This window comes from Arthrobacter sp. FW306-1B-G06A, from assembly GCF_058781765.1.
The window spans coordinates 15878-41234 of the sequence record NZ_JBYSXB010000022.1 but is presented as its reverse complement, the minus strand read 5'-3'; the positions used below and the strand labels follow the sequence as shown (position 1 = coordinate 41234).

Below are 25357 nucleotides of genomic sequence, written 5' to 3'. Positions count from 1 at the left end.
ATAGGGGTCATCGCAGATGTGACTAATCAAGATCGGAACCTTCCTGTGCGAAACAGTTCGGCACCGGCGGTGTGCCTGGGGCAGTGGTGTAAGTCGTGAGATTGGGGAAGCCGGTGGCGGTGTTGCGAGACTTGTGGCGTCCAACGTGGTCCCTGCCTGGCGCCAGGGCTGGCGCGTAGCCTTCCTCTTCTTGGCAGGCTTCGGCCTGCTGCAGACCGGACTAGCTCTCTGGCTGCTCCCCGAAGTCCGACGAATCCCCGACGCCGTCCGCCCCTCCATGCGTATGGCCATCACTCAGCCCGGCGTGAAATCCGCGGCCATCGCATGGACCCTGTTGGTGCTCGCCCACTTCGCGCTCTTCACCTAGATCGCGCCGTTCATCCGCGAAGGCGGCCTGCCCAAATACGCCGTCAGTCTCTCCCTCACCGTCCTCGGTGCATCCGGCCTCATCGGCAACTGGATCGCGGGCATCACCGTTGACTCCCGGCCACGCCGTTCGCTGATCACCACGACGGCGCCAATCGCCATCGCGATGCTCCTTCTGCGGCTCGGCAGCAGAACCATCGCCGGTGCCGTCGTCCTCATGACCGTCTGGGACCCCGGCCTTGGCGCGATCGGCATCTATAACCAGGCCGCCATCCTCTGCGCCGCGGGCGATTATCGGGATGCCGCCAATAGCCTCCCTATCCAACTCGGCATCACCATCGGCACTCTACGGCTCCGCCATCCTGGTCCTGGCCGGCCCGCTCATGGTGCCCGTCGCCGCGGCCCTGCCAGTCGTCGTCGCACTCGTCATCACGCTGAACGGCAAGCGCCACGCCTACCCGCCCGGACGGAAGGAATCCCGCAGGTCAGAGCCGCAAGTCAAGGAACCGGTGGGCCAGCACTAACCCCATGGCGGCAACAACGAGCGATGCACCCGCTGGCGCCTACCCTGCCACTGACTCCGTACCCAGCACCACGTTCACCGGATCCTCCCCAGCCAGCAGCAAGGAAATCTGCTTCTGGATCAGCCGAACCATCCGGGGGAACATCGCCGAGCTTGCCCCGCCCACATGGGGCGTGATCAGCACACCGGGCACCGTCCACAAAGGATGGTCGGCCGGCAGCGGCTCTGGGTCAGTTACGTCCAAAGCAGCACGTAACCGTCCCGAAGACGTCTCTCGCAGCAAGGCTTCCGTGTCCACAACCGGACCCCGCGCCACGTTCACCAACAATGCTCCGTCCGGCATCGCGGCGAGGAACCGAGCGTCCACCAGCCCACGGGTGTGATCGGACAAAGGCACGCTAACCACCACGATCTCGTTGAGCGGCAATTGTTCGTACAGCGAGTCGATGCCGTAGATCCGGCCATGTTCATCGTCCCGTTCGCGGCTTGCCATCCGCATCACCAGTGCTTCGAACGAAAGCAGCCTGGCTCCAATGGCTTTGCCTACTCCGCCGTAGCCAAGCAGGAGAACGCGGCGGTCCGCCAAGCTGGCGCGCTGGCCGTAGCCCCACGTTCCGGACGCCTGGTTACGCACAAAGTCCGGAATCCCGCGCTGGCTGGCGATCATCATCCCCAAGGCGAGTTCCGCCGTCGACGTCTCATGGACGCCCGCCGCGTTGGCGAAAACGCAACCCGACGGCAAGACGTCAGCGACGCCGTCGTACCCGATCGACTGGCTCTGCACCAGCCGGACCGGCACGCCATCCAGCGCCGCGAGCGCATCTGGACGGCCCATGTAGGGCGGCACCAGCAGGTCGAAGCCATCTGCCGGGCCAGGACCGGCAAGGTCCCACACCACGAAGTCGACGTCGGCGGAAGGTTCCATCGCGTCCAGAAGTTTCTGATCGGGCAGGCACACCCGCAGCCTGGCCGTCACTGCGCCGCCATCCGGTTGACGTTCGCAGTGCGCAGCGCGATTTCGCTCATTTCCCTATTCCTGTTCCCTTATGCCGGTCGATTTGGCCGGACGGCATGTCGTGGTCCAACACCAATTTACTTTCCGCCGCGGTCCGCGGCCCGTTCGGACATCAGCACCCGTGGGGCCAAGTCCGGGACAACGCGTGGGGCCCGGGCCTATAGTGTGGCATGACCGGGAAGAAAGCCAGGATCAAGCATCTGCTTTCAATCGTCCTCGGCTATGCCGTTGGCGCGTCTTTTGCTTGGATCGTTCTGCTTTCAATCGGCTGGGAAAAACCCAAGTCACTTCCCATGTTCTTTATCACTTTGGTGGCCACATGGGTGGTGGGGTCAGCCCTAGCCCGCGTGATCAACCGGCTCAGATTCAAGCTATGGCGACGGCGCGGGTGGACGGAATTCTGGATTCGTTCGCCCGAACCATTGCCCGGAGGCGTAGCCAATGGCTGGGTGAGGGGCCTGCTTTCCGTCCGCGCCCCACTCGTTGACTTCGTAACAAATGAGTCCCGCGACGGTTCATGGGTAGGTCCGGCTACTTTCCTGGTCAATGGGCGCATGCCCTTGGACCGCGGGCACTTGGAGCTGTCGGATTTCGCGGCAGTCAACTTCGGCCCAGGGTTCCGAGTGGTCTCACTCGAGACCACGTACGGACCGATCGACGTTGCCGGCTATCCCGAAGCCCTAGACCAACTCGACGCAGAACTGTTCGGCCGATAGTCGACGCCAATCGCCTTCCATTGAACTCGAACCCACGTTGTCCCCCTTCGCCCGACGTGCCTATAGTGGCCCTACCCGCACCCCTCTCTGAGCACCGTCCTGCCGTCCAGCACGTTCTGCCACCTACAGGAGAGAACCCCATGGAAAACCGCATGCTTGGTTCATTGACCGTTTCTGCCCTCGGCCTCGGCTGCATGGGCATGAGTGAGTTCTACGGCGAGGGTGACGACCGTGAGTCCCTCGCCACCATCAACGCCTTCCTCGACGCTGGCGGCAGCCTGTTGGACACCGCCGACATGTACGGGCCCTTCACCAACGAAAAGCTCGTGGGCAAAGCGATCGCCGGTCGGCGTGACGACGTCGTTCTGGCCACGAAGTTCGGGAACGAACGCCGCGAGGACGGATCCTTCCTGCGCGTCAACGGCAGGCCCGAATACGTCCTCTCCGCGTGCGACGCCAGCCTGCAGCGCCTCGGCGTCGACTACATCGACCTGTATTACCAGCATCGGGTGGACAAGACCGTCCCCATTGAAGACACCGTGGGCGCCATGGCCGAACTGGTCCAGGCCGGAAAGGTCCGGCATCTGGGCCTTTCCGAGGCTGCGCCGGACACCATCCGCCGCGCCCACGCAGTACATCCCATCACCGCTTTGCAGACCGAGTACTCCCTCTGGGAACGGGAGCCCGAAACGAAGGTCTTCCCAGTCCTGGCAGAGCTGGGCATCGGATTCGTTCCGTACAGCCCCTTGGGCCGCGGGTTCCTGACCGGACAGCTGCGCAGCGAGGCGGACTTCGCCGAGAACGACTACCGGCGGCACTCCCCCAGGTTCCAAGGCGACAACTTCAAGCGCAACCTCGAGCTCGTGGACCGGGTGAAGGAACTCGCCGACCAGAAGCAATGCACCCCGGGGCAGCTGGCCCTCGCATGGCTGCTGGCACAGGGCGAGCACATCGTCCCGATCCCGGGCACCAAGAAGCGAGAACGCCTGGCAGAGAACCTCGGGGCTACCGCCGTCGTACTCTCCGAAGAGGACCTGAAGCGCCTCGACGAACTGGCCCCGGCAGGGTCCGCTGCGGGATCCCGCTATCCCAACATGGCCAGCATCGACACCTAAGTCCAAGGGCCTTCGACTAAGGGTTGACCCTCGGGAGCGTTGTGGCCTAGTTTAAACAGACCGCTCGTCCTGTTTTGGAATGCCCACCTTCCCGCTGGAGATGAAGATGCGCCTCGTAAGGAAATCGGTTCTGTTCATGGCGGTGGTCCCATGACAAGCCATGAAAACAGAGCCGGGGACAGGACCACCTTCGGGCCTCTTCAACTACAGAGCATCTGGCATGAGCATGAGCTAAGAAACTTCGACCTCATGGTCATAATGCAAGTTTCCGGGTGCGAGCACATTGCGGAGCGAGTGATCAGCGGCGAGTCTGTGTCCACAGAGGATCAGTCGGCACTCGTAATAGCGAATGAACTAGCGGAGCAAAAAGGCTACCTTCCCCTGTTCGACGTGACCGATGACGACGCACGTGTCTCGGAGAATGCAGGATCGGAGCTAGAAAAGTTCTTCAGATCCGAGGAATGGCAAAAGAGGGATCGAAGCAGCACGCGCCGGCTCTAGCATCAACGGCCGCAAGAGAGGTCTGCAAGATGACTACTCGTGCTGTTGTATTTGCCGCAGTGGCAACGGGGATACTTGTGTTCGTCGTCCCATACGTTGCCTGGGGACTGTTCGGTGTTGCTCCCAACGGGACCGAGACGTTGATCGTCGTCGTTCTGCTCTGGGTCGCTGTCTGGACGGTCAGCAGAACAAGATCCCAACCAAGATGAAGATCGCCTGAGAAACCAAAACAATCGGCCTGCGTGGATTACCACGCAGGCCGATTGTTTGGGAGCTAGAAGAGATTAGCCGTCGTTGCCGGCAGGGGTGGTGGCGGCGGTGTAGCCTTCGAGCTTCAGCGCGGCCTGGGCGTACTTCTGGGTGAACGTATCGGCGATGTTGACCTTGGAGGTGTCAACGCCGATGGTCTTCTCTTCGTCGAAGATCGTCTTGGGGCCACCTGCAGGCATGATGCCGTCCGGGAGGAACTGGCCCTTGTCCTGGTTCAGTGCGGCGACGTACTGGTCCTTGGAGATGGTGCTGTTCTGGACGTAGGACTGGGGCAGCTTGTCCGCGATCTCCTGGGCGGAGTGGGTGCTGATCCAGTGCATCGTGTCCACCAGGGCGTTGACTACCTTCTGGGCTGCGTCCTCGTGGGTCTTGACCCAGTCCGACTGGGCGAGGAGGCCGGCCGACGGCAGGGTGCCGCCAAGCGCTGCCTTGGCTCCGTCGGAGGTGGCGAGGTCGATCGCGGAAACGGCGAGGTTCTTGTTCTCGAGGGCGCCCACGGTCGGCTGGGTGGTCATGACGCAGTCAGCGGATCCGCGCTGGATTGCCGCGATTGCGGTTGCACCGGCGCCGACGGCGATCGTGTGGTAATCGCTCTTCGCGAGGCCGGCCTTTGCCGCGATGAACTGGGTGAGCTCATCGGTTCCCGATCCGAGGTCGGTGACGCCCACGGTCTTGCCCTTGAGGTCTGCGCCCGTCTTCACGTTCGCCTTGGGGTTGCACATGATGCGTTCGCCCGGGGCGCTCGAGAGCTGCACGAGGTTGATGACGTTTTTGCCCTTGGACTGGAAGTCGACCGTGTGGACGTACCACGCACCGGCCATGTCCACCTGCCCGGATGCCATGGCGTCCTCGGCGCCCACGCCACCCTGGGACTCGGTGGAAAGCTCCATCTTGACGCCGTACTTCTGGTAGAAGCCGAGCTGCTCTGCGAGCTGGTACGGCAGGTAGATCTGCTTGTCGATACCGCCGACCATGAGCTTCACGGTGGGCATCGAGGCGGTGTCCGCGGAAGCACCACCGCTTGCCGTGCTGTTGCTGCTTGCGGTGCTGGTGCCGCAGGCCGCGAGGCTCAGGGCGATCACTCCGGCAGCGCCGACGGCGTAGATCTTGTTCTTCATCATGGTTGTGCTTTTCCTTCTATTGTGAGGATTCGAGCGTTGGGTAAGTTGAACGGAGACGGCGAGCGTCAGATCGCCTGTGCTTCGGAACGGTTTGGTGGCCGCCACTTGAGGAGCGTGTGCTCTAGCAGGGCGATGAGGTATTCCGCGCCGAGCGTGATGACTGCGATGATCACCATGCAGGCGAAGACCGTGTTGGGATCGAAAGTTCCCTGTGCCTGGCTGATGATGAGGCCGATTCCCTGCTGGGCACCGAGCACTTCAGCAACAAGGGCGCCGATGATCGCGAAACCGAACGCCGTGTGCAAGCTGGCGATAATCCAGGTCATGGCCGAGGGAATGGTCACGTGGATCGCAACCTGAAGCGGGGATGCGCCCAGAACGCGGACGTTCCCGACCAGGTTCTGGTCCACTTCGCGGACGCCCTGGAAGGCGTTGAAGAAGACCACGAAGAACACCAGGACCGCTGCGAGCAGCACCTTCGGGAAGACGCCGAGGCCGAACGCCACGATGAAGATCGAGCCGAGGACGATTCTGGGGATCGAGTTCACGATCCGGATGTACGGGCCCACAACTTCGGACAGGTACTTGTTCGAGCCGAGGAGGATTCCGAGCACGACGCCGACCAGCGTTCCGAGCGCGAATCCGTAGATGGCTTCCTGCATGGTGACCCAGAGGTTCTCCCAGATGGTGCCGAATGCCGTGCCCTTGGTGAAGAGATCCACCAGGCTGTTCCAGATTTCGGACGGCTGGCCGAAGAAGAACTTGTCCACCCAGCCGGCGGTCGTGAACCACTGCCAGCCGCCGATCACGATGACCGCGAGGATGGCGCGGCCGGCCCAAACCCACGTGGTGCGGCGGTTCATGGCACGCCGGGCGGAATTCTTAAGCTCACTCGCTTGTGCTTTTTCTTGCTCTTGCACGGGAGCACCCCTACTGATTGTGGTTGTCATGCTGCTACACCCGCCGATTGCTTGTAGGCGCGGGTAACTTCGTCCTTCAAGGACTCCCAGATTTGGCCCTGCAACTCCAGGAACCGCTCCTCGTGCCGGATCTTCTGGACATCTCCACGCGGCCGGGGCAGATCGATCTCGAAAACATCCTTGATGGTGCCGGGGCTGCTGGTCATGATGACCACCTTGTCCGCGAGCGCCACTGCCTCGTCGAGGTCGTGCGTGATGAAGAGGACAGAGGGGCGCAGTTCCTCCCAGAGCTGCAGCAGTTCGTTCTGCATGATGGCCTTGGTCTGCACGTCGAGTGCGCCGAACGGCTCATCCATCAAGAGGATCCGCGGGTTGTTGATCAGCGCCGCCGCCATGGCGACGCGCTTTCGCATACCGCCGGACAACTGGTGCGGGTAACGGTCCTCGAAGCCGGCCAGGCCCACGCGGCGCAGCCAATCCCTTGCGAGCAGCGTGGCTTCCTTCTTGGGTGTCCCGAGCAGGACCGGGCCGATCAACACGTTTCCGAGAACGGTTTTCCAGGGAAAGAGCGCGTCCGCTTGGAACATGTAGCTGACGCCGTTGGTGATGCCGTCAACGATCTGGTCGTGGACCTTCACCGAGCCGGCGCTCGGCCGCTCGAGTCCGGAAACCTGGGCCAGGGTGGTGGATTTGCCGCAGCCCGTGGGCCCGACGATCGCGCAGAACTCGCCGGGTTCGACCCTCAGCGTCACATCGCGGATGGCAGTGAATGTCTCGTTCTTGGGAGTGAGGTAACGCTTGGTCAACCCGACAATGTCGATGCCCGCGGCGTCATCAGCCCTCTCGGGGGCCCCGGGCGGCCGGTTGGGGTGGATGGCATTCATTTGCTAAGACCTCTCTGTCTTACGGATCCCTTCCTTGGGAGTCCGACGAATTCGTGATGTGGATCACTGAAACTATGTAAAGCTTAGGAAGCGATCATCAGGCCCAGAAGTCTTCAGTAAGTTGTGCGCCTTAGCCGCAAAAGTGCACGTTTTGTGCGTTTTCTGCTGTCGCCTCACCTACTGAGGAAATGCCCGGGAAAGGAGCCCAAAACGTTGATGAGGACATTGGTGGTTGACGACGATTTCCGGGTCGCCGGAATCCACGCCGCCCGCGTGGCCAGGGTTGACGGTTTCGAATGCGTCGGTCAGGTGTACACCGCTGCGGCCGCGCGGGAGGCGATCGAGCGCCTCAACCCGGACCTGCTCTTGCTGGATGTACACCTGCCGGACGAGGACGGGATCGCGATGCTGCGATCCCTGCAGGCCGCCGGTACCGAGGTAGATTGCATCGTCATCACCGCGGCCCAGGACCTGGCCACCGTCAAGTCGGCAATGACAAGCGGCGCGGTCTACTACATGGTCAAGCCCTTCAGCTTTGACCGGCTCCGAACGCAATTGGAGGCGTACCGGAACTGGCGGCAGGAGCTGGATTCCGCTTCAACTGCCGACCAGACAACTATTGATAGCCTCTACAACGCGCGCTCGGCCGGGGTCAGGCCCGCGGCCCCGGCGCCTCGCCTGCAACCCACCATGCAGAAAGCGTTCGACGCCGTCCGCGCCGCCGGGGGTCCCATCAGCGCCGCTGAAATCGCCGGACAGCTCGGTGTCAGCCGCCCGACAGCGCAGCGCTACCTCAGTGTCCTGGAGCAAAAAGGTCTTCTCGTTTTGGACCTCACGTATGGCGGCACCGGCCGCCCGCTCAACTCCTATACGGTGAGTTGAGCGGACGGCCGGCTACCTTGTGACTACTTGGTGCTGACTACTCGGCTGCTACGGGCTCGGCCTGCTTCACAAGGGCAGCCTCGAGGTTGATCTTCACCTTGTCGCTCACCAGGAAACCGCCGGTCTCCAACGCTGCGTTCCACGTCAGCCCGAAGTCCTTCCGGCTGATCTCGGTTTCGGCGGAGAACCCGGCGCGGGTCGCGCCGAAAGGATCAACCGCGACGCCGGTGAACTCAACTTCCAGCTCCACCGGCTTGGTGATCCCCCGGATGGTGAGGTCGCCCGTGAGGGTGTAGTCCTCGCCGTCGCCCTCTACGCTGGTGGCCCGGAAGGTCATCTCCGGGAACTTCTCGACGTCGAAGAAGTCGGCGCCGCGGACGTGGCCGTCACGGTTGGCATCGCCGGAGTCGAAACTCGCGGTCTTGACGGTTGCGTGGAGGGACGCGTCGGCCAGGGACTCGCGCACGCGGGCCTCGGCGCTCGCTTCCGTGAAGCGGCCGCGGACCTTGCTGATGCCCGCGTGCCGGACACTGAAGCCGATCTCGCTGTGGGACATGTCCAGCAACCAGGTGCCTGAAGTCAAACCTGCGGGAAGAGTCATTTTTGGATCTCCTGATTCGAAAGAATTTCGCGTGGATCGATCCCTTCCACCCTTGTTGAGCCTCGGCATGAAGTCAAGGATTCTGGTGCGATCCGGCCCTTGCCTAAGCCACGTGTGTAGCCAATCCAGCCAGGAAGTCCTCGGTGAACCGCCTCACCCCGTCCCACTCGGTGTAGACGTAGTCGCGCGAGGTATCCGTGTCCAGGCTGCCCTTGTCGCGGGCGATCTTCTTCATCATGGCGCGTTTGAGGAAACCGTAATGGGTATAGAGGAGGGCGCCGCTGAAGAGACCCACGTGGGCCGGACGCCACCCCGTCTCTGTCTCGAACTTCTCCACATAACCCTCGGCGTTCACTTCATCGCCCTGGGCGGCAAGGCTGACCGAGAAGAAGGCGGAGGGAAGGTGCTGAAGCGCGGCCGTGTTTTTCCGGACAAAGTCCCGGACATAGCCCTCGTGCTTGCCCACATGGACGGACGCCCCCACCAGGACGGCGTCGTAACCGTCCGGCAAGGTATCCCCGGACTTCTTGATGTCCGCCGTCTGCACCTCGTGGCCATGGCCACGAGCGACGTCGGCAATATATTCAGCAATCTGGGCCGTCTGTCCTTCAACGGTCCCGAAAGCAATGTAGATGTTGGCCATATGCCAGTCTGTCCCGGCTCCGGGCGGCCGTTATAGGGTCCAAGGTCCTCCGGATATTCAACATGCCTCCCCTTGACTGGCGAGCACCGTCGGCAGAGAGTGTCACATGTGAGGCGTGATGCCGTTCGGGAGTATCTGGCAAGTGCCCTGTGGGCGATGCCGACCTGCGCCGTCGTCGTCGCGATCATCGCGGGTGCTGGCCTTTCCGCGGTGCAGCTTGACACTACGTCACCTTTCGCCGTCCTCCTCTTCCAAGGGACATCCGACGACGCGCGGAACCTGCTCATCGGGATCGCGAGCACCATGGTGACGGTCATCGCCGTCGTGCTCGGCCTCACTGTGGTGGCGCTGCAGCTCGCGTCGACGCAATTCAGCCCGCGGCTGCTGCGGAACTTCCTGCGCGACATACCCAACCAGGTAACCCTCAGCGCCTTCGTGGCCACGTTCGCATACAGCACGGCGGGCCTCTACACGGTAGGCATCGCCGCCGGACAGCGCACCCAGGACTACCCTCGCCTCGCCGTGAGCGGCGCACTCCTGCTGCTGTTCGTGAGCATGGTCATGCTTGTCTTCTTCGCCCACCATCTGTCCCACTCGATCCAGGTGGACCAAGTCATGAAGGGCGTTGAGAAGGCCACGCTGAAGGTGATCGCGCGGTCGTTCGTCCCTGGTGATCCCGGAATCAGCATGCCAGACCCGCCGCCCGGCGCCACCGCTTTGCTGGTGCCGCAGTCCGGATATGTCCAGGCATTCCATGCCGAGGCGTTCGTCGAAGTGCTCGCGAGCCGGGGCCTCACGGCCCTGATGGTGCCCATGATCGGCCGGCACGTCGTCGCGGGTTCCCCGCTCGCCTGGGTGTGGGAGACCACCGGCGAGCGCGTGCGTCCCCTAGCCCCCGACGGCGGCACTGAACTGCGCCGGGCGCTCGCCCAGAGCGTGCGGATCGGTTACGAACGGACCCTCGAGCAAGACGTCGCCTTCGGGATCCGGCAACTCGCCGACGTCGCGTCCAAAGCGCTCTCGCCCGCCATCAACGATCCCTACACCGCGAACCAAGCGGTGGACCACCTCGGCTCGATCCTCGCCGCCCTCTCACTCCGGCAGCACGGCCCGCAGGCCGTGGCGGACGCGCAAGGCACGGTCAGGCTGCACGTCCCGGGCCGCGATTTCGCCTATCTCGTGGATCTGGCCCTCGGACAGGTGCGACGGTACGGCGCGAACGAGCCTCGCGTCGTCAGGGCCCTGTTGCGCGTGTGCCGTGAGCTCGTGTGGTTCGGCGACGCGGCCCACCACGCCGTCGTGCGGCGCTACGTCGAGACCCTCATGAGCGACGTGACCCGGCTCGTGGCCCAGCCCGCCGATCGCGAACCCCTCCTCGCGGAGGGCGCGGCGCTGCTCCAAGCGTTCGACGTCGCGGACGGCACGGGCAACGCGGGCGACGCCGGCAGCTAGCTCGGTGCGGGCGTCACTCGATTTCTGCTTCCGCGGCTACGTTGCGGATGCCTCGGGGGCGTCCCGCTTTGGTCCAGAGCCGGTAGAGGAGGCCTGCGACGGCGAGGGCGGCGGCGAGGCTGACGATCGGGAAGCCGCGGGAGAGATTGGCGACGAGGGTGAAGGCCACAGCGAAGGCTCCGACGGTGTTGAGGATGACGGCTCCCGGCTGGCGGTCCCTCCGGGCCAAGAGTGCCATGGAAACCAGGCCGCCGAGGAAGCTGAGGAAGACCGCGACGGCGTAGAACAGGACAAGCTCCTGGTCGTCGCCGCCGGCGATGGCTGTCACTGCACCGGCCAGGACGATGAATACCGCCACGCCCCAATAGGGCGTGTGGTGGTGGTTGGTACGGCCTAGGGAGAGCGGAAGGACGCCGACGGTCTCACCGTGGGGGTTGATGTGGCGCGCCAGGGCTTTGAGCAATCCCGGTCCCGCCTGGAAACCCGAGGAAGCGGCCGCGAGGAGCAGCAGGGCAGTGACGAGTTGGAAAGCGGCGAACACGGGCGCCGGGGCAGCGAGGCGGGCGAGTTCGGCGATCTGTGTGCTGTCCTTCGGCGGAATGCCGATGTGCAGCTGCGCGGCCTCCACGGCGAGGCCCAGCGTGATGGAGCCGACGATGCCGAGGGTCAGCCAGAGAGTGAGCTGGCCGAAGCGTCGCTTCCCGTCATTGTCGAGCTGTCCGAGCTGGGCAACCGCCGAGGTCGCCGCTTCCACACCGGTGGCCATCGCCATGGCGACCGGGAACGCAAGCACCACGGCAAGGACCGGTGGATGCCCGGGAGCGCCGGCGATCGTACTGAGCGGTTTAGGTGCTGCGCCCAGGCCGTAGAGAAGGACGACAAAGGAAACGACGATAAAGGCCATTGTCATCGCCGCGAAGACCAACCTGCCAAGGTGACCGAACCAAGTCGCCGCACCGACGAGGACCACCAAGCCGAGTCCGAGCAACAAACGCCAGGGAGCAAGGGCGGGGAAATAGGCGATCACCGCCGAGGATCCCGCCGAGACGCTGATCGCGATGGTGAGCAGGAAGTCCACCACCAGCGCGCCGATCGGGATGAAGGACCAGCCGTCTCCGAAGGCCTCACCCACCGCGGCCGGCGCCCCGCCACCTCTCGGGTAGCGCGCGACGAGTTGCCGGTAGTTCACGATCACCAAGGCGACGATGGCTACCACCAGGACCATCGCCGGGACCAGCAACGCCAAATCGCCGTCCAGGGCGCGCAGGGCCGCTTCGATGGCGTACGCCACGGAGGAGACGGGGTCGGCCATGACCGCGAAGGCAAACGCCAAGAGAAGTGCGGTGCGGGAACGCAGGCCTCTTCCCAGTCCACCTCCGGGGGACGTTCCGCTCGGAATTTTCACTGGGATCTCCGGTTCCATGACAGCCTTATCGAGCTGCCGACCAGACTTCCCGGCTCACCTCCGAATGCCTCCCGCCCACAGCTAGGAGCGCGGGCGGGAGACGCTATCGCGGAATCGCTACTGGGGAATAGCGCCGATCTGCTGCATGAGGCTGAGGGTGTCAGTAGATCCCCAGTGCTCGGCAACCTTGCCGTCCTCGACGCGAATGATGTCGGTCCCGCCGAATTCGACGGTGTTGCCCGACGCCGGAACGCCCGCCATGTCCCCGCGGTGCGTACCCGTCATCACCACGTGGCACGCCTCCAATCGTCCGTCAGTCAGCCACGGCTCTATCGTCTTGACCTTGATGTCCGGGAACGCCGCCCGGATGGCGGTGACGAAGAACCGGACGCCTTCCTTCCCGGGCGGTTGCCCGGGGAGAGCCTCTTCGTGGTCCACCAGGTTGTCCGTGGCCAGTTCATCAATGAGATCGAGGTTTCCACCCTCGATGATTTCCTTGTAAAAGCGCCCGATCAGTCCAGTGCCATCAGTCATTTCCGTCTCCTTAATGAACGAGACCGTCCCATTTTTTCCCCCGCACTTACATCCCGACGCCGGGCACCGTCCCCGTTGCAACGGCGATCGCCACCGCGATCAGGGCCAGCGCGACGGCGACCAATCGGTTGGCGATCCGTCTCCACGGAAGCATCTTCTCCAAGGCAATGAATGCCCCCACCACAGCCATCCAGCCGACGCTCATCACGCCGAGCGCGAAGAGTGCCACCATCAGCGCCCAGCAGCAGGCAACGCACCATGCGCCGTGCTCGAGTCCAAGACGCAGCGCGCCAAACCGTCCATAGCGGATGCGGCGCAGGATGAAGTCCATCGGCGTCCGGCATTTCATCAGGGAGACGTTCTTGGCTGGCGTGAGTTGGTAGACGGCCGCCACAAAAATCACTCCGGCCGCCAAGTAGCGACCGCCCGGATCGGAGGAAAACAAACCGGGGACGAGGGACGCGACCATCGCGTGGAGCGCGTACGCGGCGAGGCCGAAGATCGTCCAGGAGATCAGGTAGCCGGCCACGAAGACTGCCGTGGAACCTGCCGGGGCATAGCGTCCGGTCTCCCGACGGTGGTGGGTGATCCGGGCGTAAGCAACCACCATGGGCGCCACCGACGGAAACATCATGGCCGCCAACATGACCACCCAGGTGGTGAGGAAGAAGCCAAGCGGTCCCGGATCTGTCCAGCGCCCCATGTCCATCCCGGACGTTTGCGCCGCAGAAACGATCCAGCTCACGGCCGCGAGGATCAGCAATACAGCAACCAGACCGGCTTCGCGTGGATCCATCCTGAAAGCTGTGGCTCGCGGCGTACCGGCCGCCACAGCTCCCCGAATCAACTTTCTACGAGGCAGGTTCCCGGCTGTCATGCCCTGCCCTTGGGGGCGCCTTCAGCCATTTCGCTTGCGTAGGCGAACTCTCCGCTCTCGCCGTAGATCCCATCGAAGTCCAGGCCGAAGAGATCCGAGTGACCGGGCGCCTTCCCGATCATGTAGTCGGACGCGAAGGCGTACATCGCGTTCTTGACGGTAGTGACGCTGCCACCCGGTCCGGGCAGCGTTTCCAGTGCGTAGTTCACACTGTCTCCCACCGAGGCGGACGGGTTATCGCCATCCGAGAACGCGACAGCGGCCCGCTGCACGCCCAGCCATTCGCCGTACAGGGCCGCCAGATCCCCGAACGGTCCGCCGACCTCGCCGTGCAGGATGCTTTCAAGGGCGGTCGTCTGCCCATCGGAAGCGCCTTCATCGACGACGACGCCGATCTTCCAGCCGCCCGCTGTGAGGTTCGACGGGAAGAAATTGACGAAGGCGAAGTCGACACCCGAAAGGTCGGTGTCATCGAGCTTCCCGTTCGCAACATGGAACACTGCCACGCCGCGGCATTCGCCGTTGGCACTGTTGGGTCTGCCGTCCACCGGACAGGGACAGATCAAAGCGCAACTGCAATTGGCAACATATTTTCCGGACATTTCCCAAGACATTGAGGACTCTCCTCGCTAGTTCATTCGACTAGCGGAGCTCCCCCAGAGGCAGCGCCGAAAACACTCACTATGAGACCCACGAACCTCGTAAGGCCGAGATTATTCCCACCGGATAGGGGTGTCAACAAGCTCTGCTAAGCCACAACGCGAGCGTCTCAAAGAAGCCCTTCAGTTCCCCGTGGCCGGGACCACGCCCCCTGTTTCGAGGCGGACCGGGTAGCCGAGCCGGGCTTCGTAAGCGGCGGCAAGGGCACTGCTGTCTGCGCCCTCTGAAACAGTGGCCACCACATGGGATCCGTCATTGGCCATCCCGACGACCCTGACTCTTACATCTTCTGCTAAAAGGGTTCCCGCCCGGTCCATGGCAGTTCCCGGAACGCACGCTGCGGAACGGAGCGAGATATCAACGCCGGGGAGTTGGTCGCGCAAAAGTGCGATGCGGTCGTTCTCCGGGCCGTGCCACGTGATGACGAGCTTCCCCTGTCCAAGGGCGACTGACCCGAAGTTGGGGTCGCCGCTCAACTCTTTGGTGAGGAGGCTTGCCGCTGACGCCAGCGCCCCGTCCTGCGGTGCCGCTTCGGTAATCTGGACCGGATCCGTAACTCGTATTGAGCCGGCATGACGTTGGACACCCTTGTCGCACGCAGTCAACGCGTCTCCGCAGATCAGCATCGCTGAAACTATGCCTGCATTGCTTCTCCAACGCACAACACCCGCCAGCTACAAGGCCCTCACGAACGATCTAACAAGGAGATCACCGGGACTGTAATTCTCTGCCCACAATGCGAAGCTCTCGTTGATCGCAAGCATGTACAACTTGGCGCGGAAGGTGCCTTCGTAGGTGCCGTTAAGTCCCAATGAAATAAGGGGATAGAAGTCCTTGTGCTCATCAAAGCTGGCAAAGATTCCTTCCAGAAGCTTCTGGCGGTCTGGACTAAGGAACCACTCCGACGGCGCATCAGGCTTCGACTCTGCATATCTTGGGTCCGCTTCCTCCCACGAGTCGAGCCATTGCGCAGGGGTATCGAGCACAGCAGTTACTTCGATCCTCATCCCGCTTAGAACGCCTCGGATGGTATGCCAGGAACCCTCTAGGTTACCAAGCACGGATTCACCAGTTTCAAGGCCCGTGACCCTGATTCTTAGTGTTGTTGTGTCCATTTGAGCCTGCTCGGGCAAACCGATATGCGGTTCATCGGGGTGCATTCTCGGCCGCACATAAGCACGTCCGTCGGCTCCCGTGAACAGGCGACCGCGCGCTTCGACCAAGCTTCCGTCTTGGACAGAAAGCAATTGCTGGCCGCTGTTTGATGATCTGTTTCTATTCATAGGGCGTAGTTACCGCACGGAATCAGGAACCAACACCCAGAGCGACCAGCGGCCGGCGTTGAAGGTGCCGGGACGATTCTGAAGACAGTCATAGTCACGAATATAGCCGTGCATGCTCAGGACTGCGAAGGAAGCCCTTTTACACGTCTCTTTACTGTAGAAGTTGTCTTGCCAGACGTTCCAAACAAGGGCAACCTGCGGCTCCATGGTTGCATCCACAACGGCGCCAGCAAAGCCCGTAGTCGGGGCGGCGGTGGCGATACCGACGCTGGTGCCCGAAAAGGCCAACACTGAAGAAAGCGCGATTGAGCCAAGTGTCTTGCGGAAATTGAACATAACGAATCTCCCCCAAAAAGGTAAGCCAAAAGCTTGTTCATCAACAATATTTGCAATCAATATAAAAAATCAATAGCCGATGGAGGACTTTAATTTTAAGGTCAGAACCAGAATTGATTATTGCGTCCGTGCGGGCTTCGCTAATACTCAATTCCGGCTTTGGGACCACTCAATTTGAGGTCCTTACATACTCAATTTCGAGTACTCACCACTCATTAAAGGCAAAACGCTTGACACCGGCAGATAGGGAGTGAGTCAAGCCCCAACTCAGGCAGGGCCCGTACTCACCGTGGCGGGCGCAGCCGAGGAGCTACAGCCGGGCGTCCAATTATCCGCCGTTTGTTTGGGAGTTTCGAGCGTGCGTATGAAGGGACTGGCGCGTAGTGGTTCCGGTCTTGGCAAGGGCCCTGGAGATGTGGTTTTCCACGGTCCGGGGACTGATCCCCAGGAGGGCAGCGATTTCTGGGGTGCGTTGGCTGGCTGCCAGGAGGGCAACTTCCCTCTCGCAAGGAGTCAGACCCTGGGGATGCCCTCCCATGTCGAGGGTCAGTTGTACCCCTTTTGTGCCGGGAAGCGGTTTTCGAAAGTCGAGATGATCTGATGAAAGGTCTTGGCCACTCCCCGGTGGCGTTTGAGGAGGTGATCCTTCACCACGCCTTTCAGCAGCCTGGTGATCGCGGGAAGGTCGGAGTCGGCTTCATATTGGTCCAACAGGATTTTTAGCAGTTGGTGGTCGCGGTCACGGACGGCACCGGCGATGGCGATGAACTTGGCATGCGATGTCACCGCGTTCTCTTGCAGTAACCGTTGCGTGATCTCCAGGATCTTATGCCCGGGATAGAGGGAAAGCATGAACAGTGAGGCATACACGGCTTCGGTGATGTAACCCCGGTCTAGTTGTTGTTCCAGAAGGTCGGCAGCCTTTTCATCAAATTCGGCTGGATCGGCGTATTTCCGGGTAACGAGCTCATAGACTGCTTTTCCGGTTCCAGGCAGGGGCCCGATGTCGGCGACGTCTTTGCGCGCCTGAATCCCCAGCGAGTGGACATTCTTGCTGGAGAGCGAGTCCACGGACAAACGGCTCCATGCCAGCGGCAAGGTCGAAGCCATCTGCTGAATCAAGGGCCCGGAGGGCGGCCTGCGCATCGAAGCGGTAGAGCTCCAGAATGCCCCTGATGACTGGCAGAACGCCACTCTTGGGGTGGCGGCTGCATAGCCTGTCCAGGGTCTCGTCGAGGTTCAAAGGCATTCGGTCAAACGACGCCTTCAAGTAGAGTGCGAACGCCTGGGCTTCTGCTTTCCAATCGGGGTGAGCTTGGCCGATCGCCTGGAGTATGTCCGTCGCCACAGCTAACTGGCCGCCGTTGACTATGGCCCACAGCGCCCGGGTCATGGCGAAGAAGAAGTGATCGCCGGAATCAGCTCCTACCGCCTCAGTTTCGCTGAAGACTTGTTCGATGCGTGAGGGATCGATCGGCCCACCTCAGTAGAACTTGAGGAACGCTGCGTTGGACATGGTCTTTTCGGACTCCCAGACGCTGAATTGTGATTCCTCCAGTTCCCGTAGCTGTTCCTGGAAATGCAGCGTCGCAGCCGTGCCGTCGCCGGCTTCACTCCGCAGGTCTCTGATCAACGCGGCCAGAAGCTCAAGAGAGGGACTCTTTACCCGCCGGGAGGGGGAATCGATCACCCGGTTACTCCGATCCGCCAGCACCCTGCGGGAGGATCGCACGTAAGGGTCCCGGAAATAGTCGGCACCAACGTGCGGACTGACGCTTACCCATATGGCTCCGCCGCTGTCTTCGGTCAGCGCAACCAGCCCCCGCACCTCGAGCCTGTCCAGGATATCTGCCTCAACTACCGGCTTCAGGGACCCCAGCGGCCGGGTTCCCACCACGGACAGGGTATGCAAAGCCCTCCGCTCATCGGCGCTTACTCCGTGAAGGAGCGCCTGCACGGTGCTTTGGAGATATTCATTCCAGAGTGTGTGCCCACTCATGCTCCACTGTCCGTTATGGAGTTCAAGCTGCTTGCTCAGCTCCGCGCTTTGGGCGATCCTGACCACGAGCCGCGGGTTGCCACCGGATTTCATCAGCACGGCAGTGGTCAAGTCCACGTCCGGCGGCGACCCGAGCGTCTGGGCCAGGAGTTTGTTGACTTGATCGTAGTGAAGAGGACAGAGTCGTATCGTTGCCTCCGGCCATCGGGCAGGCGTGAACACAGAGCCCCCTGAGTGCACTGGGGGATCGTCCATTGTCACCAACGAGTGCCCGGCGGCCTCGCCGAGCCAACTGTTCGGCGAGCACGTTCGCGACTCCTAGCGGCCCATTCTCTTGCCCGCGCCCTTCCAGTCCGAGTGCGCCAATCCCTGCGAACGGAGTCTCATTCAGGAGCCGCGAACCCGAGAGGCTGTAGACCGTGACACCGGCCTTTTCAAAGCCAGCGGCGATCGACTGCAGGACCGTTGATTTTCCACTTCCGGGGCCGCCGACGATCCGTACGCTCACGCCGCGAGACACGTAGTCGAGTGCCCGTCGGGTTTCCTCTTCGAACAACTCCCAACTCCTAACGCAGCTTTGAAATGTGAGAGCCTAGTGGCCTTCCAAATCTGCGGAGAGCGCCCCCAGAGCCCTAGCCTGACAATCTATCCAACGCAACGGGCGAAAATGATCACTCAGTGTGCATTGCACTGAAAATGAGTGGGCAAGGTGGGTCGGAGTAGGTATAGGGGTCTCTCGAGAGCCGCAGCGGGTTTCGGAGCCGCTCGACGGGACTTAACCCACTGCCCCCGGCTTCCGCCAAGCCAGCGCCAACACAAACACCACCGCGCTCAACCCCAGCATCACCAAGACCATGAGCCCCCAGTTTGCCTGGTTGACTCCGGGACCGTACAGCACGCCAATGAGCACCGTTGCCGTGATGGCCCCGAGGTATCTGCACGTCTGGAAAATCCCGGCAGCCACTCCCCTGTCCTCCGGCCGCGCGGACACGTACAGGCCTTGGTTCGAGGCCGTGCTGACCACGCCATATGGAACACCCATCAGCGCAGTGAGCACGAGCACCATCGGTGGCCAGAAGGACAGGGTCAGCACCCCGAGCGCGCCGGAAGCCAGCGCCAAAAGCACCACGCCGGCGATCATCACGGACCGGACGCCGAACCGCTCAATGAACCGTACCGTCACCGGCGTGATGAATACCGACATGGCAGCAAGGGGAAGCATGAGCAGGCCGACCACGCCGGCGTCGTACTTTCCCGCCTGCTGCAGCAACTGCGGAAGCCCGAAGAAGGCAAAATAGTAGACCGCGCTGAACACCGCGAAACCCAGGTACAACAGCAGCAGCGGCCGGTTCCGGCCGAGCAGCCGCAAGTCCAGGAACGGCGGACTGAACCGGAACTCGCGCCACGCGAACAGCCCCGCAAGGACAACAGCGACGGCGATGAACCACCAACGATAAGCCGGCATCACGTTAAGCAGCGCCATCATCGCGAGCGTCAGTGAGGCGATGAACGCCAAGATGCCCGGAATGTCGGAATCGCGCAGGAGGGCGGAGAGCTTACCGCTTTCGCGCCCGACGTCGGGCGGCGCCACCCGCTGCACCACAATGAGGGCCAGAAGCGAGATCGGCACGTTGATCGCGAACAGCGCCTGCCAGCCGACCAGGCTCACCAGGAGGCCGCCGACGACGGGTCCCACCGCCGCTGCCGACGTGTTCGCCATCTGGATCCGCCCCAGGGGTCGGGTTGAGCTGATGTTCGCCTGCCGGCTGAGCGTCGAGACCATGACGACGGCGCACGGGTACGCCGTCGCGGTCCCTACCGCCATGAGCGCGCGGGCCACGCAGACCAGTGCGAAGTTCGGCGAGAACGGCGCCAGAAGGCAGGAAACGGCGACCACCGCCATACCGAAGGTGAACAACCTTCGCGGACCGAAGCGGTCCGCGAGCCGGCCCATGAGCGGCTGGCCAGCCGCCGAGGCGAGGTAGAAGGACGTGATCACCCAGGTGACGGTGGCGACGTCGAGCGCGAAGTCCTGGCGCAGAACCACCAGTGCGACCGCGATCATCGACGAGTTCAGCGGATTCAGCGCCGTCCCGAGACTCAGTGCAGCGATCGCTAGGCCGGGGCGGGGTTTGTTGGTCACGTCCCTAAGTCTGGTCCATCGTTGCCTGAGGTCACGAAACGGCGCGTCACGAACCTCGCTGCCGGGCCATCAGGCCCGCAGGGTTAGTGTCCCCCGCGGAACGCCGCCGGAAGGAAAAGGAGAAGGAAGACCAGAAGCCCCAACACGGAAGCGATTGTGTCGACCCAACCCAGGACCTTCCCCAAGGTTGCCGAATGGTGCAGGGCTTCGGCCTTTCGTGCATTGGAAATCGCCAGCGGCCCGAAAACAATGCCCAGGAAAAAGAAACCGATGACCCCAAAGATTATCGACTTTTCTTTGAACTTGCTCCCCTGAAAGTGCTCAAGGGAGTTGTTCTGCTGGACGTTCGGGTAGTTCGGGTATTGGTAAGGCTGGTTGTAGTTTGGCTGGGACATTTCGAGACCTTTCGACGGCTTTGTCGCTGCGAATAGCAATGTCGGGAGTCGCCCGTCAACCGCGTTTACCGGCCCCGTCGTTCGTCCCCCCGATCGAAGTTACTTAGCTACCGCTGCCGACGGTGCAAACTAGGTCAATCTTCGGGAAATCTTGCTGTGGTGCTGCGCTAGTCCAGCCCCGGACCCTCGATGCCGGGCCCTCAGCTCTGCGCTACGGACAGTACCGGCTTCTTTTTGCCGCTGGCGTCTTGGGTCAGCGTCGGGGCCGGAGGCTTCGGCGGGGCCACTACGGGAGCAGGTGCCGGTGGTGGTGGCGGCGGTACGGGCGGAAGGCAGGAGTAGTTGTAGTCGAAGTCCGTGGTGAATTGGGTGAGCACAACCACGCCGCCAGCAGTCAGGGGCGGGGCCGAGCAGAGTTCCGCCGCAGTCTCTGGTGATGTTGCTCCGGCAAGCCAGCTCTTAAGTCCGTTCAGATTGCTATCGGGATGAAGCTGGCCGGCGATGAGCCCGAACTGGTACGAGGTTGAGTAGATGCCAACCTGGGCGCCGATGCTTTGCAGGAACGCGGCCATGCCTTCAATGTCGGCGGCGTTGGCCACGGCGTCCCAAGACCATGCATTCCCGGTCTCCACATCCAGCCACCACAGGCGCTTGGCGGGATCGGGCACGCCGTACCGGGTGACGGCGTCGAAGGCCATTCCGTAACCGTAAAGGTAGGCGCACGCCGCCGAAGCTGACCCGTCGCAGCTCCCATACGGGTTGGGCCCGGCCAGACCCACCTCCGCATCGGATCCGGGCCACCACGCGCCATAGCCCGCGGGATTGGCGGTGTTGACGTACACAGCGGCTGCGGGTTGGCTTGTCCCGCCCGCCGAGCCGCTGGCCCAGCCCAGCTGCTCGGCGAAACAGGGATTCGCGGTGCCCGGACGGCCGCCGTTCACGCCGACAATTCCGAACGCCTGGCCGGAAGGAAGTCCGCCACCACATTGGGGCCAGGAAATGTCGCTGCCCAAGGAGATCCCAGAAACTTCCATGGGAGCGGCATTAGCGGCGGATAATGGTGTGGCGGTCGTAGCTAACAAGAGGCAAGCAACGGCCATGATTTTTGCAGTTTTCATGATGTGCGTCCTTGGCATGGTTCAGGGCCCTGCCGGGGTTGGTACTGCCGCACATTGCATCCCAAAAGCAATGGCAGTGAGCCATCTTCGGCTCACTACGGATCCTACGGACGGGCTTCTGGGCAGCCTTGAGTGATCTCTACTGGACTTGGTTAACGAATTTGCGAGTAAGTGGCGTGGTGCACTTGGAGTACAGCTCAGACGCCGGAGTACTCAGCTCTGCGCCAGACCTCGGTCAGGAAGCGACGAGTCCATCTGCGACTACCGCCAGCATTGATGCTGCCGCGTCGGCGGGAAGTTCGCTGTTGTCCACTACCGCGGCCACGCCGCCGACGAGCCTGCTGATCTGCATCGCATCGACTCCGGGGCGCAAGGCCGAGTCCAACGCCTCGATCACGCGCTGATTGGCGCCGAGGTAGGTCTGGCACTTCGCGGCAAACGGGGATCCGGGGTCGCCCAGCGCTGCGGTGATCCGAGCGGCGGCCCCTTTGTGTTCTGTCAGCATCGACGCATAGTCGGTTAGCCAGCTCAACAACCGTTCCCGTGCGGGGGCGTCGAGGGACAGGGCCCGGTCGACGGCGGTGCGGACCTTCTCTGCCCACGCCTCGAGGACGGCGTCGTACAACGACTCCTTGGTGGGGAAGTGCCGGTAGAGCGTGCCGGGTCCCACCTCGGCCGCTTTGGCGACTTCGTCCATCGAAACGGCTTCGAAGCCTTTGACGCGGAAGAGTGCACGCGCAACCTCCACGATCCGGTCGCGGTTGCGTTGAGCGTCAGCGCGCACAGAAACACCTTTCGATTCACCCTTGAAAAACGGAGAGTGTCTCCGTATAGTTCTAAACGGAGCAACTCTCCTCTTAGTGTACGTCAGCCCCCTCGGCTAGAACAGGACACCTCCCATGACACCCACAATCGCCACACGCGCCCCAGCCGGGATCGTTACATCCGGCCGTCGCGCCGGCAGCATTGGCCTCTGGCTGGTCATGCTGGCCCAACTCATGCTTGTCCTCGACGCGACCGTCGTTAACGTCGCGCTCCCCCACATCGCCACCGACCTCCACTTCGACCGGGCCGAGCTCAGCTGGGTCCTGAACGGCTACGCCGTCGCTTTCGGCGGCCTCCTGCTGCTCGGCGGACGGATCGGAGACGTGATGGGCCGCCGTCGCACCTTCCTGGTGGGCGTCGCAGCCTTCACGCTCTTCTCCCTGCTTGGTGGCCTCGCCACCTCGCCCCTCCTCCTTGTTATCGCACGCGCACTCCAGGGCCTCGGCGCCGCCTTCGCCGCCCCGAGCGTTCTCGCGCTCATCACCACCAGCGCAAAGGACGACGGCGCGCGGAACCGGGCGCTCGCCCTGTTCTCCGCCATTGCCTCAATGGGTGGCGCGCTCGGGCTCATCCTCGGAGGGCTCCTCACCGACACCACCAGCTGGCGGTGGACGCTCTTCATCAACGTGCCGATCGGCGTCGTCGTCCTCATTGCGGTGCCGCGCCTCGTCGCGGAAACTCCCCGGCGGCCCGGACGCTTCGACATCCTCGGAGCCGTGACCGCCACGGGCGGCGCCATCGCCATCGTGTGGGGTCTCATTCAAGCGGGCGACGTCGGATGGTCCAGCCCGCGCACGATCGGCGGCCTGGTTGTCGGGGCCGCACTGATCGCAATTCTCGCCGTTACCGAGCGGAGGGTGGCCCACCCGCTGCTTCGTCCGCAACTGCTGCGCAGCCCGAGCCGAGTGGCTGCGCTGGCAGCGATGGCAGCAACCTACGGCGGGATGCTGGCCATGTTCTTCCTCATGGTCCAGTACCTCGAAGACGATCTGCACCTCACGCCGATGGTCACCGGACTGGCGTTCCTGCCGATGCCGCTCAGCATCTTCGCGATGTCGCGCATCGTCCCGCGCCTGCTCGAGCGCTTCGGGGCCGTCCGGCTGGTCATCTTCGGTACCGCTCTCCGCGTCGTCGCCTTCCTGCCGCTGACGCAACTGAACACGGACACCCCGCTCGCCCTCGTTTTGCTTGCACTGCTGGGCACTGGAATCTCGGCCGGGATGACGTTCATGCCGCTCACCACGCTCGCGCTGCGCAACGTCGAACCCGAGCACGCAGGGTCTGCGTCCGGACTCTTCCAGACGATGCAGCAGCTGGGCGGAGCTGTCGGCCTGGCCATCGTGGCTTCGATCTACGCGGCCTTCGCGATCCCCGGCGACTTCCTGACCGGCGGGCGGGCCGGGTTCTGGTCTGCAACTGTCCTGTCCGCGCTCGCGCTGGCAGCCGTCCTGGGGTTGATCTTCAAACCCCGGAAAGCTGTATGAACGGTCTTTACCGGCCGCCTAGGCCTTTGGCGTAGGCGGCCTGACCCGCATGCTGAAGGCAATCCGCAATCGTGCTGACCAGGCGCACGCCGAGAGTGACGGGCGGATCCGAGCGGGTGTCGACGATGCGATCAAGGTCCGTGTCACCGAGCGTTTTCAGGAACGCAACCGTCTGCCGGTGCACGGCGTCGTAGTATTCGAGCAACAGCTCCGGCGGAGCTTGAACCGCATCGACTTTATCGCTCGAGTGGCCATAGCCGGTGTCGCGTTCGGGTAGCGGCAGCCTGAAGCGGCCGGCAAACTCCTGCGAAGTCCACACCTGTTCGACGCCGGCGGCGGACGCGACTTGGACGTCCTCCACGCGGCTGAGGTGCCAGATCAACCACGCAATCGAGTTTCCGCTGCCGGCGGGCCGGCGGATCAAGGACTCGTCGTCGACCCCTTCCAGCGTTGCGGCCACGACGTCACGGATCCGGCCAAAGGAATCCAGCAGCAGTTCGTTGGATCTCATCGCGTCCTTTCAGTGGTGCGTTGGCTACGCCTACCACCCAATCAGAGCCCGAACCGCCTGGGCAACCTGTTGTGGGGTTCGTGATCCCGTCGGCACCACATGAGTTTCGACTTGGGTCTCGCTCAGGATTTCACCGAGCTCCACGCTGCGATCCAGGTGCCAGGTCAGCTCCTGGCTGTTCGGCTCGTGTCTGTTTCGAGGTCAATCACGGCGTTGCTGATTCCGTCGTCGGCGAGAAGCCAGTGCAAGGCTTCGCCGGTGGTCGTCTTGCCGGCACCAACCGTGCCGTTGAGGAAAACACTCTCAAGGTCCATAGCCATCCAAGGAGTCTAGGCGGCAGATCGGGCGCACCCTGCCCGGGTATTCAAAATGACCACGTATGCAGCGACGGGAGGCGATCCGCGGGCATAAGCTACAAGCAGAACGTCTCTTCCGACGCCGGGGAGCTCAAATGGACACTGAATTCGCTGATGTCATCGGTCATGATGTCGCGACGATCACTTGCCTGTGCGGAAACACCGTCAGCAAAGAGGGATTGATTCAGGCCAACTCGCAGGGCGTCCCTGTTTTCGCCGGGGCCGACAAGCCCATGCCCGCCGGACTCGCCCCGTGGCCCGACGATGAGGACCTCTACACCTTGTGTCCGTCCTGCGGCCGGGTTTACCACGACACCGTCATTGAAGCGACAGGGACCGCCCCCGTGGCCTTCCAAGTTGACGTCACCGCCGGCCCGATCGCCGAGGCGATCCGGGTTCATTGGGAGCTCAGCACCTGATTC

General features: G+C 62.8%; 32 protein-coding genes. 9 read left to right on the top strand and 23 right to left on the bottom strand.

From position 1 onward, the window contains the following. The first annotated feature begins 133 nt into the window (after positions 1-133). Positions 134-367 carry a hypothetical protein gene (locus AC3WJM_RS12905; protein ID WP_492272048.1) on the top strand — a complete coding sequence of 78 codons (234 nt, stop codon included), beginning with the start codon at positions 134-136 and terminating at the stop codon, positions 365-367. Here AC3WJM_RS12905 and AC3WJM_RS12900 read toward each other — a convergent pair. Beyond that, positions 364-528 carry a hypothetical protein gene (locus AC3WJM_RS12900; RefSeq protein ID WP_492272047.1) on the bottom strand — a complete coding sequence of 55 codons (165 nt, stop codon included), beginning with the start codon at positions 526-528 and terminating at the stop codon, positions 364-366. The two genes, AC3WJM_RS12905 and AC3WJM_RS12900, sit on opposite strands and share 4 nt — an antisense overlap. 137 nt (positions 529-665) lie before the next feature. Between AC3WJM_RS12900 and AC3WJM_RS12895 the strand changes: the two genes are divergently transcribed. Continuing rightward, entirely contained in the window at positions 666-890 is a 225-nt protein-coding gene (locus tag AC3WJM_RS12895) for a hypothetical protein (RefSeq protein WP_492272046.1), read from the top strand. Positions 891-929: 39 nt separating this feature from the next. Here the strand turns inward: AC3WJM_RS12895 and AC3WJM_RS12890 are convergent, their stop codons facing one another. Then, positions 930-1865 carry a 2-hydroxyacid dehydrogenase gene (locus tag AC3WJM_RS12890; RefSeq protein WP_492272045.1) on the bottom strand — a complete coding sequence of 312 codons (936 nt, stop codon included), beginning with the start codon at positions 1863-1865 and terminating at the stop codon, positions 930-932. 209 nt (positions 1866-2074) lie between these two features. Here AC3WJM_RS12890 and AC3WJM_RS12885 point away from each other — a divergent pair, with 209 nt between their 5' ends. The 3 genes from AC3WJM_RS12885 (at position 2075) to AC3WJM_RS12875 (ending at position 4236) form a co-directional block, all read left to right on the top strand. Then, positions 2075-2620, top strand: coding sequence for a hypothetical protein (locus AC3WJM_RS12885; protein ID WP_492272044.1), 546 nt, complete (start codon positions 2075-2077; stop codon positions 2618-2620). Positions 2621-2760: 140 nt separating this feature from the next. Then, entirely contained in the window at positions 2761-3735 is a 975-nt protein-coding gene (locus tag AC3WJM_RS12880) for an aldo/keto reductase (protein WP_492272043.1), read from the top strand. 150 nt (positions 3736-3885) lie between these two features. Next, positions 3886-4236, top strand: coding sequence for a hypothetical protein (locus tag AC3WJM_RS12875; RefSeq protein WP_492272042.1), 351 nt, complete (start codon positions 3886-3888; stop codon positions 4234-4236). Between the two features lie 284 nt (positions 4237-4520). Here the strand turns inward: AC3WJM_RS12875 and AC3WJM_RS12870 are convergent, their stop codons facing one another. From AC3WJM_RS12870 to AC3WJM_RS12860, 3 genes are all read right to left on the bottom strand, one after another. Beyond that, positions 4521-5627 carry an ABC transporter substrate-binding protein gene (locus tag AC3WJM_RS12870; protein WP_492272041.1) on the bottom strand — a complete coding sequence of 369 codons (1107 nt, stop codon included), beginning with the start codon at positions 5625-5627 and terminating at the stop codon, positions 4521-4523. A 65-nt stretch (positions 5628-5692) separates the two neighbouring features. Further along, the gene (locus tag AC3WJM_RS12865) at positions 5693-6547 is read right to left on the bottom strand and encodes an ABC transporter permease (protein ID WP_284991788.1); all 855 of its coding nucleotides are present in this window, start codon (positions 6545-6547) and stop codon (positions 5693-5695) included. Between the two features lie 26 nt (positions 6548-6573). Further along, positions 6574-7431 (bottom strand): ABC transporter ATP-binding protein, encoded by an 858-nt coding sequence (locus AC3WJM_RS12860; protein WP_284991789.1) that lies wholly within the window; start codon positions 7429-7431, stop codon positions 6574-6576. Between the two features lie 216 nt (positions 7432-7647). Between AC3WJM_RS12860 and AC3WJM_RS12855 the strand changes: the two genes are divergently transcribed. Continuing rightward, positions 7648-8313 carry a response regulator gene (locus tag AC3WJM_RS12855; protein ID WP_492272040.1) on the top strand — a complete coding sequence of 222 codons (666 nt, stop codon included), beginning with the start codon at positions 7648-7650 and terminating at the stop codon, positions 8311-8313. 37 nt (positions 8314-8350) lie between these two features. Here AC3WJM_RS12855 and AC3WJM_RS12850 read toward each other — a convergent pair whose 3' ends face one another. Continuing rightward, positions 8351-8914 (bottom strand): YceI family protein, encoded by a 564-nt coding sequence (locus AC3WJM_RS12850; protein ID WP_306962285.1) that lies wholly within the window; start codon positions 8912-8914, stop codon positions 8351-8353. A gap of 103 nt (positions 8915-9017) precedes the next feature. Then, positions 9018-9557, bottom strand: a complete 540-nt coding sequence (locus AC3WJM_RS12845; protein WP_492272039.1) for a flavodoxin domain-containing protein — start codon at positions 9555-9557, stop codon at positions 9018-9020. A 108-nt stretch (positions 9558-9665) separates the two neighbouring features. On the opposite strand from AC3WJM_RS12845, the gene AC3WJM_RS12840 reads away from it, so the two are divergent. Further along, positions 9666-11009 (top strand): DUF2254 domain-containing protein, encoded by a 1344-nt coding sequence (locus AC3WJM_RS12840; RefSeq protein ID WP_492272038.1) that lies wholly within the window; start codon positions 9666-9668, stop codon positions 11007-11009. A gap of 13 nt (positions 11010-11022) precedes the next feature. Here the strand turns inward: AC3WJM_RS12840 and AC3WJM_RS12835 are convergent, their stop codons facing one another. The 14 genes from AC3WJM_RS12835 to AC3WJM_RS12770 all read right to left on the bottom strand — a co-directional run bounded on the left by AC3WJM_RS12835 (position 11023) and on the right by AC3WJM_RS12770 (position 22543). Continuing rightward, positions 11023-12414, bottom strand: coding sequence for an APC family permease (locus tag AC3WJM_RS12835; protein ID WP_492272037.1), 1392 nt, complete (start codon positions 12412-12414; stop codon positions 11023-11025). 117 nt (positions 12415-12531) lie between these two features. Continuing rightward, positions 12532-12948, bottom strand: coding sequence for an ester cyclase (locus AC3WJM_RS12830; protein ID WP_059388081.1), 417 nt, complete (start codon positions 12946-12948; stop codon positions 12532-12534). A gap of 46 nt (positions 12949-12994) precedes the next feature. Then, positions 12995-13744 carry a DUF2182 domain-containing protein gene (locus AC3WJM_RS12825; RefSeq protein ID WP_492272036.1) on the bottom strand — a complete coding sequence of 250 codons (750 nt, stop codon included), beginning with the start codon at positions 13742-13744 and terminating at the stop codon, positions 12995-12997. A 77-nt stretch (positions 13745-13821) separates the two neighbouring features. Continuing rightward, complete coding sequence (locus AC3WJM_RS12820) at positions 13822-14427, bottom strand: DUF1326 domain-containing protein (RefSeq protein WP_306962333.1); 606 nt, start codon at positions 14425-14427, stop codon at positions 13822-13824. Positions 14428-14607: 180 nt separating this feature from the next. After that, positions 14608-15111 carry a hypothetical protein gene (locus tag AC3WJM_RS12815; RefSeq protein WP_306962273.1) on the bottom strand — a complete coding sequence of 168 codons (504 nt, stop codon included), beginning with the start codon at positions 15109-15111 and terminating at the stop codon, positions 14608-14610. Positions 15112-15159: 48 nt separating this feature from the next. After that, positions 15160-15600, bottom strand: a complete 441-nt coding sequence (locus AC3WJM_RS12810; RefSeq protein WP_148667453.1) for a hypothetical protein — start codon at positions 15598-15600, stop codon at positions 15160-15162. A 177-nt stretch (positions 15601-15777) separates the two neighbouring features. After that, positions 15778-16164 (bottom strand): hypothetical protein, encoded by a 387-nt coding sequence (locus tag AC3WJM_RS12805; protein WP_306962270.1) that lies wholly within the window; start codon positions 16162-16164, stop codon positions 15778-15780. Between the two features lie 268 nt (positions 16165-16432). Next, positions 16433-16642 carry a response regulator transcription factor gene (locus AC3WJM_RS12800; protein ID WP_307054060.1) on the bottom strand — a complete coding sequence of 70 codons (210 nt, stop codon included), beginning with the start codon at positions 16640-16642 and terminating at the stop codon, positions 16433-16435. A gap of 8 nt (positions 16643-16650) precedes the next feature. Next, a complete protein-coding gene (locus tag AC3WJM_RS12795; protein WP_307054059.1) occupies positions 16651-17175 on the bottom strand; it encodes a hypothetical protein in 525 nt (174 codons plus the stop codon). A 412-nt stretch (positions 17176-17587) separates the two neighbouring features. Beyond that, positions 17588-18220 carry a hypothetical protein gene (locus AC3WJM_RS12790; RefSeq protein ID WP_492272035.1) on the bottom strand — a complete coding sequence of 211 codons (633 nt, stop codon included), beginning with the start codon at positions 18218-18220 and terminating at the stop codon, positions 17588-17590. A 658-nt stretch (positions 18221-18878) separates the two neighbouring features. Continuing rightward, positions 18879-20246, bottom strand: coding sequence for an MFS transporter (locus tag AC3WJM_RS12785; RefSeq protein WP_492272034.1), 1368 nt, complete (start codon positions 20244-20246; stop codon positions 18879-18881). Positions 20247-20329: 83 nt separating this feature from the next. Continuing rightward, positions 20330-20641 carry a hypothetical protein gene (locus AC3WJM_RS12780; RefSeq protein ID WP_307054056.1) on the bottom strand — a complete coding sequence of 104 codons (312 nt, stop codon included), beginning with the start codon at positions 20639-20641 and terminating at the stop codon, positions 20330-20332. Between the two features lie 200 nt (positions 20642-20841). Then, positions 20842-21675, bottom strand: a complete 834-nt coding sequence (locus AC3WJM_RS12775) for a glycoside hydrolase family 25 domain-containing protein (protein ID WP_492272033.1) — start codon at positions 21673-21675, stop codon at positions 20842-20844. A gap of 319 nt (positions 21676-21994) precedes the next feature. Next, positions 21995-22543 carry a TetR/AcrR family transcriptional regulator gene (locus AC3WJM_RS12770; protein WP_059388091.1) on the bottom strand — a complete coding sequence of 183 codons (549 nt, stop codon included), beginning with the start codon at positions 22541-22543 and terminating at the stop codon, positions 21995-21997. Positions 22544-22658: 115 nt separating this feature from the next. On the opposite strand from AC3WJM_RS12770, the gene AC3WJM_RS12765 reads away from it, so the two are divergent. Next, positions 22659-24068, top strand: a complete 1410-nt coding sequence (locus tag AC3WJM_RS12765; protein ID WP_306962258.1) for an MFS transporter — start codon at positions 22659-22661, stop codon at positions 24066-24068. 7 nt (positions 24069-24075) lie between these two features. Here the strand turns inward: AC3WJM_RS12765 and AC3WJM_RS12760 are convergent, their stop codons facing one another. Together AC3WJM_RS12760 and AC3WJM_RS12755 are read right to left on the bottom strand one after the other, a co-directional pair. Then, positions 24076-24579 (bottom strand): mycothiol transferase, encoded by a 504-nt coding sequence (locus AC3WJM_RS12760; RefSeq protein ID WP_492272032.1) that lies wholly within the window; start codon positions 24577-24579, stop codon positions 24076-24078. Positions 24580-24743: 164 nt separating this feature from the next. Next, positions 24744-24893 (bottom strand): ATP-binding protein, encoded by a 150-nt coding sequence (locus AC3WJM_RS12755; RefSeq protein ID WP_492272031.1) that lies wholly within the window; start codon positions 24891-24893, stop codon positions 24744-24746. Between the two features lie 137 nt (positions 24894-25030). Between AC3WJM_RS12755 and AC3WJM_RS12750 the strand changes: the two genes are divergently transcribed. Then, on the top strand, positions 25031-25354 hold the full coding sequence (locus AC3WJM_RS12750) for a hypothetical protein (protein WP_492272030.1): 324 nt from the start codon (positions 25031-25033) through the stop codon (positions 25352-25354). Positions 25355-25357 lie beyond the last annotated feature (3 nt).

Excerpts from the sequence above, each read along its gene's own strand:
- AC3WJM_RS12775 (WP_492272033.1), bottom strand. The coding sequence starts at position 21,675 with ATGGAAGTTTCTGGGATCTCCTTGGGCAGCGACATTTCCTGGCCCCAA.
- AC3WJM_RS12895 (WP_492272046.1), top strand. The coding sequence starts at position 666 with ATGCCGCCAATAGCCTCCCTATCCAACTCGGCATCACCATCGGCACTC.
- AC3WJM_RS12810 (WP_148667453.1), bottom strand. The coding sequence starts at position 15,600 with ATGGACACAACAACACTAAGAATCAGGGTCACGGGCCTTGAAACTGGT.
- AC3WJM_RS12750 (WP_492272030.1), top strand. The coding sequence starts at position 25,031 with ATGGACACTGAATTCGCTGATGTCATCGGTCATGATGTCGCGACGATC.
- AC3WJM_RS12755 (WP_492272031.1), bottom strand. The coding sequence starts at position 24,893 with ATGGACCTTGAGAGTGTTTTCCTCAACGGCACGGTTGGTGCCGGCAAG.
- AC3WJM_RS12820 (WP_306962333.1), bottom strand. The coding sequence starts at position 14,427 with ATGTCCGGAAAATATGTTGCCAATTGCAGTTGCGCTTTGATCTGTCCC.
- AC3WJM_RS12780 (WP_307054056.1), bottom strand. The coding sequence starts at position 20,641 with ATGTCCCAGCCAAACTACAACCAGCCTTACCAATACCCGAACTACCCG.
- AC3WJM_RS12825 (WP_492272036.1), bottom strand. The coding sequence starts at position 13,744 with ATGGATCCACGCGAAGCCGGTCTGGTTGCTGTATTGCTGATCCTCGCG.
- AC3WJM_RS12850 (WP_306962285.1), bottom strand. The coding sequence starts at position 8,914 with ATGACTCTTCCCGCAGGTTTGACTTCAGGCACCTGGTTGCTGGACATG.
- AC3WJM_RS12760 (WP_492272032.1), bottom strand. The coding sequence starts at position 24,579 with ATGAGATCCAACGAACTGCTGCTGGATTCCTTTGGCCGGATCCGTGAC.
- AC3WJM_RS12765 (WP_306962258.1), top strand. The coding sequence starts at position 22,659 with ATGACACCCACAATCGCCACACGCGCCCCAGCCGGGATCGTTACATCC.
- AC3WJM_RS12800 (WP_307054060.1), bottom strand. The coding sequence starts at position 16,642 with ATGGGAGGGCATCCCCAGGGTCTGACTCCTTGCGAGAGGGAAGTTGCC.
- AC3WJM_RS12880 (WP_492272043.1), top strand. The coding sequence starts at position 2,761 with ATGGAAAACCGCATGCTTGGTTCATTGACCGTTTCTGCCCTCGGCCTC.
- AC3WJM_RS12830 (WP_059388081.1), bottom strand. The coding sequence starts at position 12,948 with ATGACTGATGGCACTGGACTGATCGGGCGCTTTTACAAGGAAATCATC.
- AC3WJM_RS12855 (WP_492272040.1), top strand. The coding sequence starts at position 7,648 with ATGAGGACATTGGTGGTTGACGACGATTTCCGGGTCGCCGGAATCCAC.
- AC3WJM_RS12900 (WP_492272047.1), bottom strand. The coding sequence starts at position 528 with ATGGCGATTGGCGCCGTCGTGGTGATCAGCGAACGGCGTGGCCGGGAG.
- AC3WJM_RS12815 (WP_306962273.1), bottom strand. The coding sequence starts at position 15,111 with ATGCTGATCTGCGGAGACGCGTTGACTGCGTGCGACAAGGGTGTCCAA.
- AC3WJM_RS12885 (WP_492272044.1), top strand. The coding sequence starts at position 2,075 with ATGACCGGGAAGAAAGCCAGGATCAAGCATCTGCTTTCAATCGTCCTC.
- AC3WJM_RS12875 (WP_492272042.1), top strand. The coding sequence starts at position 3,886 with ATGACAAGCCATGAAAACAGAGCCGGGGACAGGACCACCTTCGGGCCT.
- AC3WJM_RS12870 (WP_492272041.1), bottom strand. The coding sequence starts at position 5,627 with ATGATGAAGAACAAGATCTACGCCGTCGGCGCTGCCGGAGTGATCGCC.
- AC3WJM_RS12860 (WP_284991789.1), bottom strand. The coding sequence starts at position 7,431 with ATGAATGCCATCCACCCCAACCGGCCGCCCGGGGCCCCCGAGAGGGCT.
- AC3WJM_RS12845 (WP_492272039.1), bottom strand. The coding sequence starts at position 9,557 with ATGGCCAACATCTACATTGCTTTCGGGACCGTTGAAGGACAGACGGCC.